The sequence below is a fragment of the Streptomyces albireticuli genome, from assembly GCF_002192455.1.
In the GTDB taxonomy this organism is placed as follows: Bacteria; Actinomycetota; Actinomycetes; order Streptomycetales; family Streptomycetaceae; genus Streptomyces; species Streptomyces albireticuli_B.
The window spans coordinates 959,475-976,082 of sequence record NZ_CP021744.1 but is presented as its reverse complement, the minus strand read 5'-3'; the positions used below and the strand labels follow the sequence as shown (position 1 = coordinate 976,082).

Annotated in this window: 16 protein-coding genes and 1 riboswitch; of the genes, 7 read left to right on the top strand and 9 right to left on the bottom strand. The window is 73.6% G+C overall.

Going from position 1 to position 16,608, the window contains the following annotated elements:
- Positions 1-4: 4 nt before the first annotated feature.
- Positions 5-1,219: a cytochrome P450 family protein gene (locus tag SMD11_RS04235; RefSeq protein ID WP_087925141.1), complete on the top strand. Its 1,215-nt coding sequence runs from the start codon at positions 5-7 to the stop codon at positions 1,217-1,219.
- Between the two features lie 151 nt (positions 1,220-1,370).
- On the opposite strand, the gene SMD11_RS36180 is transcribed toward SMD11_RS04235, so the two are convergent.
- Together SMD11_RS36180 and SMD11_RS04225 are read right to left on the bottom strand one after the other, a co-directional pair.
- On the bottom strand, positions 1,371-1,721 hold the full coding sequence (locus SMD11_RS36180; RefSeq protein ID WP_234365886.1) for a hypothetical protein: 351 nt from the start codon (positions 1,719-1,721) through the stop codon (positions 1,371-1,373).
- A 337-nt stretch (positions 1,722-2,058) separates the two neighbouring features.
- Entirely contained in the window at positions 2,059-3,627 is a 1,569-nt protein-coding gene (locus SMD11_RS04225; RefSeq protein WP_087925140.1) for an APC family permease, read from the bottom strand.
- A gap of 201 nt (positions 3,628-3,828) precedes the next feature.
- Between SMD11_RS04225 and SMD11_RS04220 the strand changes: the two genes are divergently transcribed.
- Together SMD11_RS04220 and SMD11_RS04215 are read left to right on the top strand one after the other, a co-directional pair.
- Entirely contained in the window at positions 3,829-5,058 is a 1,230-nt protein-coding gene (locus SMD11_RS04220; protein ID WP_234365885.1) for an FAD-dependent monooxygenase, read from the top strand.
- 101 nt (positions 5,059-5,159) lie between these two features.
- Positions 5,160-5,377, top strand: a riboswitch (cobalamin riboswitch).
- A gap of 29 nt (positions 5,378-5,406) precedes the next feature.
- A complete protein-coding gene (locus SMD11_RS04215; RefSeq protein ID WP_087925139.1) occupies positions 5,407-6,546 on the top strand; it encodes a HoxN/HupN/NixA family nickel/cobalt transporter in 1,140 nt (379 codons plus the stop codon).
- A gap of 83 nt (positions 6,547-6,629) precedes the next feature.
- On the opposite strand, the gene SMD11_RS04210 is transcribed toward SMD11_RS04215, so the two are convergent.
- The 5 genes from SMD11_RS04210 to SMD11_RS04195 all read right to left on the bottom strand — a co-directional run bounded on the left by SMD11_RS04210 (position 6,630) and on the right by SMD11_RS04195 (position 11,117).
- Positions 6,630-7,544: a nitroreductase/quinone reductase family protein gene (locus tag SMD11_RS04210; protein WP_087925138.1), complete on the bottom strand. Its 915-nt coding sequence runs from the start codon at positions 7,542-7,544 to the stop codon at positions 6,630-6,632.
- A gap of 343 nt (positions 7,545-7,887) precedes the next feature.
- Positions 7,888-8,022, bottom strand: a complete 135-nt coding sequence (locus SMD11_RS36795; protein WP_267896801.1) for a hypothetical protein — start codon at positions 8,020-8,022, stop codon at positions 7,888-7,890.
- 249 nt (positions 8,023-8,271) lie between these two features.
- Positions 8,272-9,384 (bottom strand): sensor histidine kinase, encoded by a 1,113-nt coding sequence (locus SMD11_RS04205; protein ID WP_087925137.1) that lies wholly within the window; start codon positions 9,382-9,384, stop codon positions 8,272-8,274.
- Complete coding sequence (locus SMD11_RS04200; protein ID WP_087925136.1) at positions 9,377-10,210, bottom strand: response regulator transcription factor; 834 nt, start codon at positions 10,208-10,210, stop codon at positions 9,377-9,379. The genes SMD11_RS04205 and SMD11_RS04200 overlap by 8 nt, the downstream gene beginning before the upstream one ends.
- A gap of 85 nt (positions 10,211-10,295) precedes the next feature.
- Positions 10,296-11,117: a lipase family protein gene (locus SMD11_RS04195; RefSeq protein WP_087930276.1), complete on the bottom strand. Its 822-nt coding sequence runs from the start codon at positions 11,115-11,117 to the stop codon at positions 10,296-10,298.
- Positions 11,118-11,336: 219 nt separating this feature from the next.
- Here SMD11_RS04195 and SMD11_RS04190 point away from each other — a divergent pair, with 219 nt between their 5' ends.
- Complete coding sequence (locus SMD11_RS04190) at positions 11,337-12,329, top strand: RimK family alpha-L-glutamate ligase (protein ID WP_159395214.1); 993 nt, start codon at positions 11,337-11,339, stop codon at positions 12,327-12,329.
- Here SMD11_RS04190 and SMD11_RS04185 read toward each other — a convergent pair.
- Positions 12,322-12,858, bottom strand: coding sequence for a MarR family winged helix-turn-helix transcriptional regulator (locus tag SMD11_RS04185; protein WP_087925134.1), 537 nt, complete (start codon positions 12,856-12,858; stop codon positions 12,322-12,324). The genes SMD11_RS04190 and SMD11_RS04185 overlap by 8 nt on opposite strands.
- 129 nt (positions 12,859-12,987) lie before the next feature.
- On the opposite strand from SMD11_RS04185, the gene SMD11_RS04180 reads away from it, so the two are divergent.
- Both SMD11_RS04180 and SMD11_RS04175 read left to right on the top strand, forming a co-directional pair.
- The gene (locus SMD11_RS04180) at positions 12,988-13,587 is read left to right on the top strand and encodes a malonic semialdehyde reductase (RefSeq protein ID WP_087925133.1); all 600 of its coding nucleotides are present in this window, start codon (positions 12,988-12,990) and stop codon (positions 13,585-13,587) included.
- A 46-nt stretch (positions 13,588-13,633) separates the two neighbouring features.
- Positions 13,634-14,866, top strand: coding sequence for an MFS transporter (locus SMD11_RS04175; RefSeq protein WP_087925132.1), 1,233 nt, complete (start codon positions 13,634-13,636; stop codon positions 14,864-14,866).
- Between the two features lie 239 nt (positions 14,867-15,105).
- On the opposite strand, the gene SMD11_RS04170 is transcribed toward SMD11_RS04175, so the two are convergent.
- Complete coding sequence (locus SMD11_RS04170) at positions 15,106-15,660, bottom strand: hypothetical protein (RefSeq protein ID WP_087925131.1); 555 nt, start codon at positions 15,658-15,660, stop codon at positions 15,106-15,108.
- Between the two features lie 274 nt (positions 15,661-15,934).
- Here SMD11_RS04170 and SMD11_RS04165 point away from each other — a divergent pair, with 274 nt between their 5' ends.
- Complete coding sequence (locus SMD11_RS04165; protein WP_107421927.1) at positions 15,935-16,591, top strand: N-acetylmuramoyl-L-alanine amidase; 657 nt, start codon at positions 15,935-15,937, stop codon at positions 16,589-16,591.
- Positions 16,592-16,608: the final 17 nt, after the last annotated feature.

The following is a 16,608-nucleotide window of genomic DNA, read 5'->3' as shown; positions in this document are numbered from 1 at the left end:
TTCCATGCAGAACTCCGCCCTGCCCGGCGCATCCGCGCCCATCGACCTCGCCGCGCTGGTCAGCGACCCGTACGGCACCTACGCCCGGCTCCGCGAGGCCGGCCCGGTCCACCGCTTCACGGGCCCGGACGGCCGGCCCGCGTGGCTGGTCACCCGCTACGAGGACGTCCGTGCGGGCCTCGCAGACCCCCGGCTGTCCCTGGACAAGGCCCACGCCGCCCCCGGCAACTACGGTGGCTTCTCGCTGCCCCCGGCCCTCGACGCCAACCTCCTCAACATGGACCCGCCGGACCACACACGGGTGCGGCGCCTGGTCGTCAAGGCGTTCACCCCCGGCCGGACGGAGAAGCTCCGGGAGCCGGTGCGACGGACGGCCGACGCGCTCCTCGACGCCGTCGAGGCCGACGGCCGCGCCGATCTGCTGGCCGCCTACGCGGGTCCGCTGCCCATCGCGGTCATCTGCGACCTGCTGGGGGTGCCGCCGGAGGCCCGGAAGGACTTCCGGGCCTGGACGGACGCGATGATCGCGCCCGACCGCACGCGCCCGCACCTGATGAAGGAGGCCGTCGGCGAACTGCTGCGCTTCTTCACCGGGCTGATCGCGGCCAAGCGGGCCGCGCCCGCCGACGACCTGCTCTCGGACCTGATCGCGGTCCGGGACGGCGAGGGCGACGACCGGCTCTCGGAGGACGAGCTGACCTCGCTGGCCTTCCTGATCCTCTTCGCGGGCTACGAGAACACCGTCCACCTCATCGCCAACTCCGTCCTCGCGCTCCTGGACCATCCGGAGCTGATGCGTCAGTTGCGCATGGATCCGGACGGAATGGGGGCCGCGTTCGACGAGTTCAACCGCTGGGAGGCCCCCGCGCCGCTGGCGATCCGCCGCTTTCCGCTGGAAGACATCGAGATCGGCGGGGTGACCGTGCCCGCGGGGGAGACGGTGCTGCTCTCGGTGGCCTCCGCCAACCGTGATCCTCGTCACTTCGAGGATCCGGAACGGCTGGATCCGAACCGCGAGCGAAAGGGACATCTCGGGCTGGGGCACGGCATCCACTACTGCCTGGGCGCGCCGCTGGCCAGGATGGAGACCGAAATCGCACTGGCAGCGCTGCTCGAGCGGTTCCCGGGGCTCACGCTCGATGTGCCGCGCGAGGAGCTGGAGTGGCGGCCCTCGATGCGGGCGCGTGGCTTGATTTCGCTGCCTGTTCGTTGGAAATAAGCAAAGCCGAACAGATTTTTGATGCATAACCCATCGTTGATGAGGTAGAACTGTCCTCGAGCCCGCCCGGTGTGCATCCCCCGTCGCACCGGGCGGGCCTTCGACTTCGACGGCACGTCCGTCGGTCCGCCCGCCGAGGAGCGGGCCCGGGTCAGGAACCGCCGGCCGGGAACTTCAGGAGCGCCACCGCCGCCAGCATCTGCACGCTCACCGCGGCCACCGCCTTGTGCGTCGGCAGGTGGTGCTGGCCCCGGATCAGCAGCGCCGCGAAGGCGTAGCCGAAGGCCGAGGTGATCCAGGCGGCGGCCCGCACCGGGTAGGAGTCCCCCGGCAGGCACGCGTCGAGCGCCAGCCGAGGCAGGTCCGTCGCCCAGAAGATCACCACGAACAGGGTCACCGTCGGACCGAACTTGCCGTTGCCGCCGAGCCGGCGCGCGATGGCCTGGGTGGCCACCCCCAGCAGCAGGCTCGCGAGGAGCAGCACCCCGTCGGCGAGGGCCATCGCCTCCAGGGCCTGCCCGGGGCCGACCCGCCACCCCTCCCAGAAGGAGTCGTTGCCCAGCGTCCCCAGCGCCCCGCAGAGCAGGCACAGGAAGGTGGCGGCCCCCAGACGCTCCGGTCCCGCGCCTCGTCGAGCACTTCGACAGGGCGGAACCAGAGCCCGAATATGAGGCGGTGCCACAGCAGCTTGCGCGGCGGTGCCGCCTGGGTGTGCGCGGACTGCGGAGGCCGGGGGGACGAAGGGGAGGGGCTCACAGGCATGGATGCAAGTTCTATCACCCGTCCGGACCAGTCACCGGTGGCCGGGCCGGAAAACGGGCACCGCGGGTGATCCAGGGTCAGACCGGCGCGGGCGCCGCCCCGTCGGGGTCGCCGTCGGGGTCACCGTCCGGACCGGGGCGCGGACCGGTCCCGGGCCCGGTGCCGTCACCGCTCGCGGCGCCCGGATCCCCGTCCGGGTCCACGTCCGGACCGGCGGCCTCCAGGTACTCCTCCGAGATCTCCCGCGGCCCGAACGGCCACACCTTCTCGTACCGCGCCCACAGCAGGAACGCCACACAGCCCGCGGCGACCCAGGCCAGCGACCATTCGATGGGGTGCCGCCCGGGCGAGTTCTTGTCCGCGTAGCCGTAGATCACCAGCCAGCCCACCAGCGCCACGAAGCTGGGCAGCGGGTAGAGCCACATGCGGTACGGGCGCCGCAGCGCCGGCTGGCGGCGGCGCAGCACCGTCACCGCCAGCACCTGGGCCAGGGCCTGCACGATCACCATGACGGTGGTCAGCAGCTGGATCAGCGTCGCCAGGTCCGTATGACGGCCGATCAGGAAGCCGACGGCGGTGACGGCGCCCATCGACGCGAGGCCCAGGACCGGGAAGCGGTGCCGCGGGTGGAGCCTGCCGAAGGCGCCGAAGAAGACCTTGTCCCGCGCGGCGTCGTAGGGCACCCGGGACCCGCCGAGCAGACCGGCCAGCACGGACGCCACGGCCGTGACGAGGATCAGCACCGTGACGGTCTTCGCCGCGCCCTCGCCCCAGGACTTCTCCAGCACCGCGGAGGCCACCGAGGAGGAGGCCGTCGAGTCCGGGTCGAGCATCTGCTTCCAGTCGATGACGCCCAGGGTGCCGATCTGGAGCAGCAGGTAGATCGCCATGATGCCGAGGATGGAGAAGACGATGGCGCGCGGCAGGGTGCGCCCCGGGTTCTTGATCTCGGCGCCCATGTAGGCCGCGGTGTTGTAGCCGAGGTAGTCGTAGATCCCGATGGTCAGGCCCGCCGCGAAGCCGATCCAGAAGTGATTGGTGGTCAGCTCGAAGGCGTGCGCCGGATAGGTGAACGCGCGGTCGGGGCTGAAGTGGGTGAAGGCCGCGGCGATGACCAGCACCACGGACGCGATCATCACGCACCACAGCACCACCGTGATCTTCGCGATGTTCTCCACCCGCCGCCACAGCACCGCGAGGATCACCGCGATGACGGCGAGCCCGACCAGGTCGCCCTGCGCCTGGCCCATGTCCGGCCAGAGATAGCCGAGATACTGCACGAAGCCGATGATCCCGGTGGACATGCCCAGCGGGATGAAGAGCATCGCCGTCCAGACGAACAGGAACGGCATCAGTCTGCCGGTCCGGTACTGGAACGCCTGCCGCAGATAGACGTAGCTGCCGCCCGCCCCCGGCAGCGAGGCGCCCAGCTCGGCCCAGATCAGCCCGTCGGCGAGGGCCAGCACCGCGCCCGCGACGAACCCGATGACGGCCTGCGGCCCCCCGAAGGCCGCCACCATCAGCGGGATGGTCACGAACGGCCCGATGCCGCACATCTGGCTCATGTTGAGCGCGGTGGCCTGGAAGAGCCCGATGCGGCGTACGAACCCGACCCGCGGCTCCGGCCGTTGTCCCGTGTCTGCCATGGCGGTCAGCCCTTTCTCGCGCCGGACGGTGCCCTGCCCACTGCACAGGTAGCACCGGCGTGCCGGAAGCGTCCATGACCTGGACGTCGGTGAACCGTCCGGGCGTTCTGTCACCGCCCGGACGGCGCAGTGTAGGTTCCGACTCCGAGGGAGCGCGGGCGAACGCGCGGAACCGGGGAACGGGGCGTCGAGAGGGCGGACATGCGGGTGCGTGGATCACGGGTGGCCGTCGTCGGCGGGTCGGTCGCGGGGTGCGCCACCGCGCTCGCCGCGGCGCGGGCCGGAGCCGGCGAGGTCGTGGTGTACGAGCGGGCGGCCGGCGGCCTCCAGGACCGGGGCGTCGGCCTCGCCGTCCACGACGACCGCTACGCCGAGCTGGCGGCGGCCGGGCACCTGGGGCCGGACGTGCCCTGGCGGCGGCTGACCCGGCGCCCCTGGATCGTGCGGGACGGCGGCGCGCCCGCCGGACGGGCGGTGGGCGTGCTGCCGTTCCCCTTCCGCTCGTACAACTGGGGATCGCTCTGGCGGGAGTTACGGGCGGGGCTGCCCGCCTCCGTCGGCTACGTCCAGGGCGCGGCCGTCGAGCGGGTGCTGCCCGGACCGGACGGCGCCGCGCTGCGGTTCGCCGACGGGCGCACCGAGCGCTTCGACCTGGTCGTCGGCGCCGACGGCTACCGCTCGGCCGTCCGGGCCGCGACCCGGGCGGCCACCGTGCCCGCGTACGCCGGCTATCTGGCCTGGCGCGGCACCCTGCCGGTGGAGCTGCTGCCCGGCCCCCACGACGCCTGGCCCGAGCACGACGCCGCGACCGTCGTCTTCCCCGGCGGCCATATGATCGTCTACCGCATCCCCGGCCCGGGCGGCCGGGGCACCTCCGCGAACTGGGTCTTCTACACCGCGCCGCCCGCCTCCGTCGGCCCGGCCCTCCGGGACGCCACCAGCCTGCCCGCCGGCACGGTCACCGACGAGCTGGTCTCCCACCACGCGGCGGTCGTCGAGGAGCGCTTCCCGCCGTACTGGCAGGAGGTCGTCCGGCGCACGCCCCGGTCCGGCACGTACGTCCAGCCGATCTACGACCTGGCCGTGCCGCACTACGGCGAGGGCCGGCTCGTCCTCGCCGGGGACGCGGCCGCCGTCGCCCGCCCGCACTCCGGCAGCGGCGCCGTGAAGGCCCTCCAGGACGCCGCGGTGCTGGAGCGGGTGCTGCGCGAGGAGCCGGACCTGGACGCCGCGGTCCGTGCCTACGACGCCGAACGGTCGCCCACCGGCCGGGCCGTGGTCGGCGTCGGCCGCCGGCTCGGCCGCGCGCAGGTGCAGGCCACCCCCGACTGGGCGGCCATGGACCAGGAGGCAGTCGACACCTGGTGGCGCACGGCGGCCGACGGCGGCCGGGGCTTCGGCGGGCAGGCCCTGACGGGGCCTCGGGAGTGACCCGGAAGGCGCGTTCCGGAGTGCGTCCGGCGACGGGGCGGGGCGCTTATTGCACATCTATGGCAACTGCCACATCCTTGCCACAAGCGCCGGTCGGAGCGCTATGGTGGCCCGGCCGTGGTGTTCGGGAAGACCGGTGACAGGCCCTCGTGGCCCGAGTCCGGAGCGGCCCTCGCCACTGTGATCGGGGAGTTCCCGTTCCGTTCCGCGCGCCGCCACGGCGCGCGGAGCCACTGGCCGCAGCCCGCGGCCGGGAAGGCAGGGGCGGGCGCGCGCGAACCCGTAAGCCAGGAGACCGGCCACGGCATCACGCGATGATCCACGAGGTGCTTGGAGCGTTCACCCCCGATGACCCTGCCCACCGACGCCCCCGGCGCCGCCCCCACCGAAGCCCCCGGCGGCGCGCTGCCCGCCTTCCGGTGGCGCCGCCAGGACACCGTACGCACCGCCGGCCTGCTGGCGGTCGTCGCCGCCCTGCACGTCGTCGCGTTCGGCGTCCTCTATCTGCTCGTCGTCCCCGACCACTACACCGTGGGCTCCAAGGTCTACGGGGTCGGCCTCGGCATCACGGCCTACACCCTCGGCATGCGGCACGCCTTCGACGCCGACCACATCGCCGCCATCGACAACACCACCCGCAAGCTGATGGCCGACGGCAAGCGCCCGGTCTCGGTCGGCTTCTGGTTCGCGCTCGGCCACTCCAGCGTCGTGGTGGCCATGGCGGCCCTGGTCGCGGGCGGCACCCAGGCCGCGGGGACCCTCCTCGACGAGGAGTCCACCACGCACCAGACCCTCGGCGTGGTCGGCACCACCGTCTCCGGCGGCTTCCTCTACCTCATCGCCGCCCTCAACCTCGTCGCCCTCGCGGGCATCCTGCGCATCTTCCGCGCCATGCGCGAGGGCCGCTACGACGAGCGGGAACTGGAGCGCCACCTCGACTCGCGCGGCTTCATGAACCGGATCCTCGGCCGCTTCACCCGCTCCATCACCCGCCCCGGCCAGATGTACCCGCTGGGCTTCCTCTTCGGCCTCGGCTTCGACACCGCCACCGAGGTCACCCTCATGGTGATGGCGGGCAGCGGCGCCGCCGCCGGCCTGCCCTGGTACGCGATCCTGTGCCTGCCGCTGCTGTTCGCCGCCGGCATGAGCCTCTTCGACACCCTCGACGGCACGTTCATGAACTTCGCCTACCAGTGGGCGTTCTCCAACCCCGTCCGCAAGGTCTACTACAACCTCACCATCACCGGACTGTCGATCGCCGTCGCCTTCCTCATCGGCACCATCGAGCTGGTGAGCGTCCTGCACGAGAAGCTCGGCCTCGACGACGCGCTGACCGGCTGGATCGCCGGCCTGAACCTCGACAACGTCGGCTTCGTGATCGTCGGCCTGTTCGTGGTCGTGTGGGCGGCGGCGCTGGCGTACTGGCGCTTCGGCAAGGTCGAACAGCGCTGGGCGGCGCGCACGTCGACCGCGGCGCCCAAGGGCTGAGGGGCGCACGACGCGGAGGGGCCGGGAGGAGCCCCGGTGCGTAGCGGGCGGGGCGCCGGGGAAGGCGCCCCGCCCGTCACCGCCTAGGCCGCCGCACCCCGCCCCGGCGGGAACGGCACGGCGGCCAGCACCGGGAGCAGCCACTCCTCCTCGTGGTCCAGATGGGCCGTCAGCTCCGCCACCATCCGCGCCAGTTCCGCCCGGAACCGCACGGGATCCGCCGCTCCGATGTCCCCCAGCAGCGCCAGCAGCTCGTCCTTGACACGCGCCACCGTCCGGTGTTCCTCCCGGAGCCGGCCGAGCGCGTCACGCAGTCGCGGGTGGTGCTCCGCGAGCGCGGGGAAGACATGGGCGTCCTCGCCCGTGTGATGGAACGTCAGGGTCCCGCAGAACGCCAGGCAGTGCTGCCTGATCTGCATGCCCAGCCCCGGCGCCGGCGGTTCGCCGGGGCCCCGGTGGGCCGCGACCGCCGCCAGATGGGCGTCGGTCTCGGCGAATACGTGCTTCAGCTGCGCGCGCAGCCAGGTGTGGACCTCCAGGAGCTTGTCGGCGAGGGTGACGACCTCGCGGGGGCCTCCCGCGTCCGCGTGCTCGGCGCGCTCCAGTGCCACGACGGGCAGGAGGCGGGAGGTCCGCTCCTGGTATGCGGCGTAGCCGGGCTCGGCCCGGGTCACCCGCGCGAACAGCCGGTCGCGCCGGGCGCCCTCGGCGGGGACCGCGACGGCCTCGAACTCCTCGGTGCCCAGCTCCACCCGCACCAGGGGATGGGCGAGCAGGTTGTGGTACCAGGCGGGGTGGGCGGGGGCGCCGAGGTTGGAGCCGACGACCAGCAGGAGCCCCTCGTGGCGGACGTAGCCGAGGGGAGTGGTGTGCGAGGCGCCCGATCGCGCGCCGGTGGTGGTCAGCAGCAGGAGGTCACCGCCCTCGAAGGGGCCGCCGACCTTTCCTCCGTTGGCGCGGAACTCCTCGATGACGGACTGGTTGAACGATATGGGCATGACGGTGTGGGCTCTCCGGAGCGGGTACGTGAGCCGCGGTCGATCGCGGCGAAGTGATGGTGAAGAGCGCGACGGGGCGCGCCGAGGCGCGGCGGCGTGCGGAAAGAGGCACGCGGCGGCGCCGTACGGTCAGGCGCTGCCTGTGAAGTGAGAACTCATGGGAAGACCCTTTGAGGAAAGGTGTCTCGCCCGATCGCCGGCCTGCCCACTGCTCTTCGGCCGGCGTCACGCGGACACGCGCCCCATTAGAGCCATGTGCCGGTGCTCATGTCAATGCGGATGAGGCGCCTCCGCGTCGCTGCCGGCACCCCTGCGCGTCCGGCGCCGCCGCCCGTTCCGCCGCTCAGCGGGGGAGGGCGGCCGCCTCGCTCCCCTCGGCCGCGCTCGCGGGAAAAGGCTGGTCGTGACCGGCGGTGGGGGAGGCGCACACCCCGAACCAGGCGGCGACCCCGAGGACGACTGCGACGAAGCGGCGCATGCGAAGTTCCTTCCGGTGCGGGAGAGTCGGCGCGAGCGGGCGGCTCGGCGGCCGGGTCGCCCGAGGGCTTCCCAGCCGCCGGGACGCGCATGCGGTACTCACCCGAACGGGGGCGGCGGGCGGGGTCCGTGCCCTACGTTCAGGTGAACTCCGGTGGGTTTCCCGGCCCTTGGGTGAGTGGGCGGGGCTCAGCCGCCGGGTGTGTCCTGCGGTGCCCGAGCGGCCCGCGGGCGGGTGTCCGGGCGTTCGTCACGGCGACGCGGCCGGCAGCACGACCTCGAAGCGGCAGCCCCCGGGCACGTTCCGGACCGCCGCCCGGCCCGCGTGGGCCTCGACGATGCCGCGGACGATCGCCAGGCCCAGCCCCGCCCCCGCCGGAGGCGTCCGCGCCTCCGAACCGCGCCAGCCGGTGTCGAAGACGCGCGGCAGGTCCTCCTCCGGGATGCCGCCGCAGCCGTCCGTGACGGACAGGACGACCGTGTCCGCGTCGCGGCGCGCCGCCACGGCGACCGTGCCGTCGGCGGGGGTGCGGCGGATGGCGTTGACGAGGAGGTTGCCCAGTACGCGCGTCATCTCCTTCCCGTCCACTTCGACCGGCACCGGGTCCACCCGGTCCCCGACGAGCCGGACGCCGTGCTCGCGCGCCAGCGGCCCCGCGCCGGCGAGGGCGTCGCCCACCAGGTCGTACACCGACATCCGGCTGGGGGTGAGCGGCAGCGCCCCCGCGTGGATGCGGGAGAGCTCGAAGAGGTCCCCGACCATGGAGTTGAGCCGGTCGACCTCGGTGCGGATCTGCCGGAAGTAGCGCGGGGGATCCTCGGCGACGCCGTCCTCCAGCGCCTCCGACATCGCGCGGAGCCCGGCCAGCGGGGTCCGCAGGTCGTGCGAGATCCAGGCGACGAGCTCGCGCCGGGACGTCTCCAGCGCCTGCTCGCGCTCCCGTGACCGCGCGAGCTTCTCGCTCGTCGCCGCGAGCTCACGGCCGAGCGCGGCCAGTTCCGCCGTCGCGTCGCCGGCGGGGGCCGCGAAGCTGCCGTCGTCGCCGAAGGACCGCGCGGCGAGGGTCAGGGCGTTGCTGCGGGCCACCACCCACCGGCCGAGCAGCAGCGCGGTGGCGAGGGAGACGACGGCGGCCATCGCGCAGACCGTGGTCACGACCGTCAGGTCGTGCGAGGAGAGGAACATCGCCCGGGCCACGGCCAGGGTGCCCGCCAGCATCGCGGTCACCGAGACGGCCGCGACCACGGTCAGGGCCACGGCCACCGAGCGGTGGCGCAGGGCGCGCAGCGCGAGGGCGCCCAGCAGCCCGGCCGCGGCGGCGCCCAGGAAGGCGAACAGGGCGATCAGCAGGACGTCACGCATCGCGGGCCCCGTTTCCGGCAGCGCCTCCGGCCGTGTCCCCGGCGGTCTCCCCGGCCGTGCCCGCTCCCGTTTCCCCGGCCGTGCCCCCGCCTGTGTCCCTGTCTGTGTCTCCGCCCGTGTCGAAGCGGTACCCCACGCCCCAGACGGTCCGGATCAGCCGTGGCCGCGCGGGATCGTCCTCGACCTTGGCGCGCAGCCGTCGTACGTGCACGGTCACGGTCGACAGGTCGCCGAACTCCCACCCCCACACCTCGCGCATCAGCTCCTCGCGGCCGCACGCCCGCCCCGGGTGCCGCACGAGGAACGCCAGGAGGTCGAATTCCCGCAGTGTGAGGGCGAGTTCGGCGCCGTCCTTGGTAGCGCGGCGGGACGCGGGGTCGAGCGCGATCCCGCCCGCGCGCAGGGGTGGCGCCGCCGCGGGACCGGAGGACGCGACCGTCGCCCGCGCCTGCGCGCGGCGCAGCACGGACGTGACGCGCAGCACCAGCTCGCGGGGGCTGAAGGGCTTGGTCACATAGTCGTCCGCGCCGACCTCCAGGCCGAGGATGCGGTCGTCCTCGTCGCCGCGCGCGGTCAGCATGATGACCGGTACGGGCCCGTGCGCGCGGAGCCTGCGGCAGACCTCGAGGCCGTCCATGCCCGGCAGCATCAGGTCGAGGACGACCAGGTCGGGCGGGAACGCGGCGGCCCGCTCCAGGGCGGCGGGCCCGTCGGCGACGCGGTCGACGGCGAAGCCGGCCCGGCCGAGGTACCCGGCCACGACCTCGGCGACGGTCGGATCGTCGTCGACGACGAGGACGCGGGCGGTGTGGTGCGTGAAGTGCATGCGGCAAGCGTCGCACCGCGGCGGCGCGGACGCCCGGCCGGACCGGGGCCGGCGGCTCGGTCCCGGTCCGGCGCCGCCCGGGGGCTCAGACCAGGTTCTTCTCCAGCGCCGCGATGTACTTGCGGATCGAGTGGTCGCGTACGCCGTCGCTCGCCGGCGCGAGGGGGTCCGCGGAGAGGCCCTTGGCACGGTCGGCCAGGCCGCCCAGGAGACTCATGCTCTCGTGGACCTTGCCGCGGGAGTCGATGTACCGCAGGTTCTCGACGTGGGTGTAGGCGGGCTCCGGAGGCAGTTGCGGCACGATGTCGTTGTTGTTGACGAAGCGGTACATGCGCTCCTTGAAGCCCTTGTTGTACGCGGTGGCGAGCAGCCGGTCGCAGGTGCGCGGCTGGCCGAAGGTGCAGACGCCGTCCGCGCGCAGCCGCGGCTCCTCCAGGTACATCCGCGCCGCGGCGAGCATGGCCAGGGCGCCGCCGAGGCTGTGCCCGGTGAACCACACGCTCTGCCCGTCGGTGCGGAACTCCGCGAGGGCCTTCTTGACGTCGGGGAAGATGGAGTCCAGCGCCTCCCCGAAGCCGTAGTGGACGTAACCGGTCCGTCCCGGTCCGGGCCAGGGCGGGGTGGTCGCGTCCGAGAGCCAGTCCCGGATCTGCGCGGGCTCCGTGCCGCGGAACGCGGTGATGATCATGTGGTCGCTGGCGAGGGTGAACGCCTGTGTGTCCTCCAGCGGGAACGGCGGTGTGAACCGGGTGCGGTGGTGGCGCACGCGGTCGAAACCCCAGTGGGCGGCCCGTTCCTCGATGGTGGCCTCGTCCTTGTAGGCCAGGTCGGACGCCTGGGCCAGCCAGTAGGCCTGGGTGAGGCCGCAGGTGCTGGCGTGGTGGTCGATCGTGGACGGTACGGGCACGGCGGGTTCCTCCTGGGTCGGTACGGACACCGCCTCCCCGGCGGCGTTCGCGCGCGGGGGAGGCACCGCTGGATGTCGTATCCGCTGCGGCGGCCCGCGCCGATGACCCCCGCCCGACTTCACCCGAAAGGCGGTGTCGCCCTCGCGCGGTTGCCGCGCCCCGATAGGCTCACGGCCGTCCCCGGCCGGCGAGGCCGCAGGGTCCGAGAGGAGACGGCATTGTCCGCAGCCGAGGCGGTGACGGACGGGGCCGCCGGGCCGGACGCCGAGTTCTGGCTCGTCGTCGGTACCGGGCTGAGCGGAATGCGGATCGTCGGGGAGCTGACGGAGGCCTGCGAACGGCTTCTGACAGGTCGTTACGCGGTCGTCCGCACGGACGAACTGCTCCTGGGGGTGCACGGCGGCCGGCTGACCCTGCACGACGTCGGCGGCCGGCCGCTGACCGCGCCGGCCGTCGCCTACGCCCGGATGAGCAGCGCGGTACTGAGCACCGACCGGGAGATCACGCTGCTGCGCCACCTGGAGGCGATGGGCACGGCCCTGATCAACCCGACCGCCGCGGTGCTGGCCTGCGTCAACAAGTTCTGGCACCTCCAGCAGCTCGCGGTGGCGGGGCTGCCGGTCCCCGACACCCGCAGCTACGCGGACGTCCCCCTGTCGAAGGTGATCGACGCCGGTGTGCCCGAGCCGTGCGTGGTGAAGTCGGTGCGCGGCCAGCAGGGCCGGCGGGTCTTCCTCGCCCCCGACGCCGCGATGCTGCGCGCCGTCCACGGCAGCCTGAGGGACGACTCGCCGTACGTGTTCCAGCGGTACGTGGCGCACTCGCACGGGCGGGACCTGCGCGTGATCGTGGTCGACGGGCGTGCCGTCGCGGCGCAGATCCGCTCGGCCACCGACGGCGGCCTGACGTCGAACCTGGCGCTGGGCGGTACGGCCGAGCTGTGCCTGGGCCGGCACCCGGCGGGGGAGGAGCTCGCCGTACGGGCCGCCGAGGTGCTGGGGCTCGGTGTCGCCGGCGTGGACCTGCTCTTCGAGCCGGACGGCGGTTTCACGATCTGCGAGGTGAACGTCCACGTCGGCTGGCGGGCCTATATGGCCGAGGTCGCCCCGGCGGTCGTCGCCGCCTGCCGGGACCGGCTGGACGCGGCGGGCGGCGCCGGTGCCGGCGCGGGCCCCGGTTCCGCCGGCGGCGCGCCCGGCCCGGTCACTTGATCGTGGTGTCCCCGAACGACACGAGGAGCCGGCGCATCAGGTCCGACAGTTCCTCGGCCTCCGCGCGGTCGAAGAGCTCCAGCATGCGGGCCTCGTGGGCGAGGTGGTCGGCCATGTACTCGCGGGTGAGCTCGCGGCCCCGCTCGGTGAGCCGGATCTTCACCGAGCGCCGGTCCGCCGTGTCCCGCACCCGCTCGACCAGGCCCTTGGCCTCCATGCGGTCGATGCGGTTGGTGATGGCGCCCGACGTCACCATGGCGGCCTTGCGGAAGGCGCCGGCGGTCAGCTCGTAGGGCGGCCCCGACCGTTGCAGCGTGGTGAGGACGTCGAACTCGCCCAGCTCCAGCCCGCGCTCGGCCGCGAACGCCCGGAACCGCTTCTCCAGTGCCGAGCCCAGTCGCTGGAGACGGCCGAAGACATGCACCGGCCACAGGTCGTCCGCCAGGTCGGGGCGCTCCACGAGCCACTGCTCGATGATCTCGTCGACCGCGTCCCGCTCGGTGTCCTCGCTCGCTGCGTCGCCGCTCATCGCTCTCCTTCGGCCGGTCCGGCATCGTCCCCCCGATGATATCTCAACATTGAGACACTTGACGTTGAATAAATCGGAGTGGTTTTATCTCAACGTTGAAATTATCAACCTTGAGCAGAAGGAGCTCCCATGTCCACGTCCCCCCTCGCCCTCGACACCGCCGCCCAGGACCTCCTCTTCCGCGAGGCCCGCACCGCGAACACCTTCTCCTCCGAGCCGGTGACCGACGAGCAACTGCGAGCCGTCTACGACCTGGTCAAGTACGGCCCCACCGCCTTCAACCAGAGCCCGCTGCGCGTCACCCTGGTCCGCTCGCCCGAGGCCCGCGAGCGCCTCCTGAAGCACATGGCCGAGGGCAACCGGGCCAAGACCGCCGCCGCACCGCTCGTCGCGATCCTCTCCGCGGACAACGAGTTCCACGAGGAGCTCCCGCAGCTGGTCCCCCACAACCCGCGGGTCAAGGACGACTTCTTCGGCGAGCGCCGGGTCCGCGAGCAGTCCGCGCTGCTGAACGCCACCCTCCAGGCCGCCTACTTCATCGTCGGCGTCCGCGCCGCCGGCCTGGCGGCGGGCCCCATGACCGGCTACGACGCCACCGGCCTCCAGGAGGAGTTCCTGGACGGTGACCACACGCCGCTGATGGTGGTCAACATCGGCCGGCCCGGCGAGAACCCCTGGTTCCCGCGCTCCCCGCGCCTCGCCTACGACCAGGCCGTCACCACCCTCTGACACCCCCTCGTCACCCCGACACCCTTCACCTCACCAGGAGCACCCCATGTCCGATCAGCTGGTCGCCGAGCCCGCCACCGCCTCCGCGCCGCCCCGCACCGTAGAGGCGCCGGCCGGGCGGGTGCCGGTCCTCTGGCTGGCCCTGCTCGCGGCCCCCATCGCCATGGGCGCCAACGCCCCCGTGCTGATCCTGCCCGGCATGGCCGACTCCCTCGGGGTCCCCACGTCCACCGCCACCTGGCTCGTCACCGTCTTCGCCTGGGCGATGACCGTCGGCTCACCGCTGTGCGCGGGACTGATCAGACAGCGCGGCCTGCGTCCGGCCCTCCTCGTCAGCGCGGCGGCCGTCGTCGCCGGCACCGCCGTCGTCACCACCGCCCCCTGGCTGCCCCTCGCCCTCACCGGCCGCGCCGTCCAGGCCGTCGGCGGCGCGGGCCTGGTCGCCGTCGCCATGAACCTCGCCGGCTCCACCCGGCGCATGGGGGTCATCACCGCGGGCTTCGGCGTGCTCGGCGCCTCCGGGCCCCTGCTCGGCTCGCTCCTCGCGGACGCCGTCTCCTGGCGCCTGGCCCTGACGCTGTCCGCCGTCTCGCTCCTCGCGACCCCCGTGGTCTGGCGGTACACCCGCCGGACCCGGCCCGCCACCACGACGTTCGACGCCACCGGCGCCGGCCTCGTCGTCGCCCTGGCCTCCGCCCTCGTCCTCGTCCCCACGGCCCCGCTCACCGCCGCCCTCACCGCCCTGGCCGTCGCCGTCCCGCTCGTCCTCCACACCCGGCGCCACCCGGACGGCTTCGTCCCCGCCGTCCTGCTGCGCTCGCCCGCCTTCATCGGATCCGCGCTCCTCGCCTGCGCGTTCTCGACCTCCTACTTCTCCCTCCTCTTCAGCCTGCCGCGCCTGATCGCCCAGCGCACTCCCTGGAGCACCGACGCCATCGGCACCGGGCAGCTCGTCGCCCTGCTCGTCGGCTCGGCCCTGTCCTGGCTGCTGTCCGCGGCCTCCGGACGCCTGGGACACCGCACCGTCCTCACCGTCCTGATCACCCTCGGCGCCCTCGCACCCCTCACCGCCGCCCTCGCCACCTGGGGCCCCCTGCTCCTGCTCACCGCCACGGTCGCCGTCCTCGTCTCCACCGGCGGCAACGCGGTCCTGTCCGTCCGCGCCGCCAAGGACGCCCCCGACCACCAGCGCCCCACGGCGATCGGCCTGTTCGTCCTCTGCTACCAGCTGGGCGGAGCGCTCGGCCCCGCGCTCGCGGCGCTGCTGGTCCTGAAGTGAGACCCGGGGCGTGTGCGTACGCGCCCGACGGCCCGCGCGGCCGGTGACGGGAGACGAGCCCTTCCGAAGGGCTCGTCTCCCGTCACCGGCCGCGCGGCCGCGTCCCCCGTGGCCGACGGCCCGGGGGACGCGTGTGGCCGGGTGCGTTCACTTGTTCTCCTTCTCCTTCTCCTGCCGGAGGTGCCGGGATGTGGCCAGAGCGACAGCGGCGACGGCGACGACTCCGCAACCCGCCAGGATCATGTCGTTGTTGACGCCGCCGCCCGTGCTCTCCCCGGTGCGCGGAGCACCCTTGGGATCTTGGCCGACCCGTGGGGCAGCGCGGCGCTGTGCTGCCGGAGGGAGGCCTTGGCCGCGTGGTGCGCCGGAGTGGTGCCGCCCGGGTGGGGGCGCGGACCCGGTGTCGCGGGGTCGACCTTGAGGGTCGTACCGGCGGTTCCGTTGCTACAGACCAGCTTCACCGGGTAGGTGCCCGGGCGCGCGGTGATGTGCAGCCGGCCCTGGATGTCCTGCGGGTCGGTGCGGGTGAGCGTGACGGCGCCCGCCTGGGAGGTGACCGACTTGACGGTGGCTCCCGGGTACGGGGCGCACGAGCCGCTGATGTTCACCGTCTGCCCGGTACGTGCCTCACTCGGGCTGACGCTGATCCTGGCGGCGCCGACGAGCGGTCCGTGGCCGGACCCGCCGGAGCCCCCGGAGCCCCCGGAGCCTCCGGCGGCGGTCGCGACCGGCGCGAAGGCCAGGGCGCCGCACAGTGCGAGCGCGGAGCCCGCGGTGACGAGTGTGGTGTTCATGGGGATCGACGTCCTTTCGTCGATATCGGTGGTGCCGCGGTCCGTTTGCCGTCGCGGCGGGAACGTCTCCACCGTCGTCGACTTCGCCGCCCGGCGGTGTCGGGCCGGCGGGGGACCGGCCGGGCCTTCGGACGTCCTCCGGCGGGGGTCCCCCGACCGGTGGGGGCGAAGCCCCGCGTGGCGGCACCCCGCCCCACCCGGAACCGCCGAGCCCCCCGCACGCGTTTTCGAGCAGGACGGAGCAACGGGCACGGCCGCACCCAGGGGGGCACACGTGGAGCAGGAACCGGAACAGCTGCGAGGCCTCGGCAGACGCGGCCTGCTCCTCGGCGGCGCCGCCACCGCAGCGGGCCTGGCCACGGCGGGATACGCGGGACAGGACGACCTCAAGAGGTGGTGGTGGCGCACCGCAGGGCGGGAGCGGCCGCGCACCGACGGCGCGCTCGACCACGCGGGCGCCGAGTGGGTCGCCGCGTCGTCGGCGAACTGGCGGCGGGCGGACCGGCCCGCCGACTACACCGTCGACCGGATCGTCGTCCACGTCGTCGAGGGCAGCTACGGCGACGCCCTTCAGGTCTTCCGCGACCCCCTGCACGAGGCCGCCGCGCACTACGTCGTCCGTAAGGACGGCCACATCGCGCAGACCGTCCGCGAGCTGGACGTCGCCTTCCACTCCGGGAACCGGAAGTTCAACGAGCGCAGCGTCGGGATCGAACACGAGGGCTACGTGGACCGCCCGCGCGACTTCACGGACGCGATGTACGCGGCGTCCGCCCGGCTGGCGGCCGACATCTGCGCCCGTCACTCGATCCCGGTGGACCGGACGCACCTCGTCGCCCACTCCGAGGTGCCGGGGGCCGACCACACGGATCCGGGGCCGCACTGGGACTGGGACCGGTACCTGAGGCTCGTACGGGCCGCCGCGCGCTGAGGGTCTCCCGCCGCACG

Bases quoted from the DNA above. Each gene is read 5' to 3' on its own strand.
- SMD11_RS04235 (WP_087925141.1), top strand. From the start codon at position 5: ATGCAGAACTCCGCCCTGCCCGGCGCATCCGCGCCCATCGACCTCGCC.
- SMD11_RS36180 (WP_234365886.1), bottom strand. From the start codon at position 1,721: ATGGCCCTCGCCGACGGGGTGCTGCTCCTCGCGAGCCTGCTGCTGGGG.
- SMD11_RS04225 (WP_087925140.1), bottom strand. From the start codon at position 3,627: ATGGCAGACACGGGACAACGGCCGGAGCCGCGGGTCGGGTTCGTACGC.
- SMD11_RS04220 (WP_234365885.1), top strand. From the start codon at position 3,829: ATGCGGGTGCGTGGATCACGGGTGGCCGTCGTCGGCGGGTCGGTCGCG.
- SMD11_RS04215 (WP_087925139.1), top strand. From the start codon at position 5,407: ATGACCCTGCCCACCGACGCCCCCGGCGCCGCCCCCACCGAAGCCCCC.
- SMD11_RS04210 (WP_087925138.1), bottom strand. From the start codon at position 7,544: ATGCCCATATCGTTCAACCAGTCCGTCATCGAGGAGTTCCGCGCCAAC.
- SMD11_RS36795 (WP_267896801.1), bottom strand. From the start codon at position 8,022: ATGCGCCGCTTCGTCGCAGTCGTCCTCGGGGTCGCCGCCTGGTTCGGG.
- SMD11_RS04205 (WP_087925137.1), bottom strand. From the start codon at position 9,384: ATGCGTGACGTCCTGCTGATCGCCCTGTTCGCCTTCCTGGGCGCCGCC.
- SMD11_RS04200 (WP_087925136.1), bottom strand. From the start codon at position 10,210: ATGCACTTCACGCACCACACCGCCCGCGTCCTCGTCGTCGACGACGAT.
- SMD11_RS04185 (WP_087925134.1), bottom strand. From the start codon at position 12,858: ATGAGCGGCGACGCAGCGAGCGAGGACACCGAGCGGGACGCGGTCGAC.
- SMD11_RS04180 (WP_087925133.1), top strand. From the start codon at position 12,988: ATGTCCACGTCCCCCCTCGCCCTCGACACCGCCGCCCAGGACCTCCTC.
- SMD11_RS04175 (WP_087925132.1), top strand. From the start codon at position 13,634: ATGTCCGATCAGCTGGTCGCCGAGCCCGCCACCGCCTCCGCGCCGCCC.
- SMD11_RS04170 (WP_087925131.1), bottom strand. From the start codon at position 15,660: ATGAACACCACACTCGTCACCGCGGGCTCCGCGCTCGCACTGTGCGGC.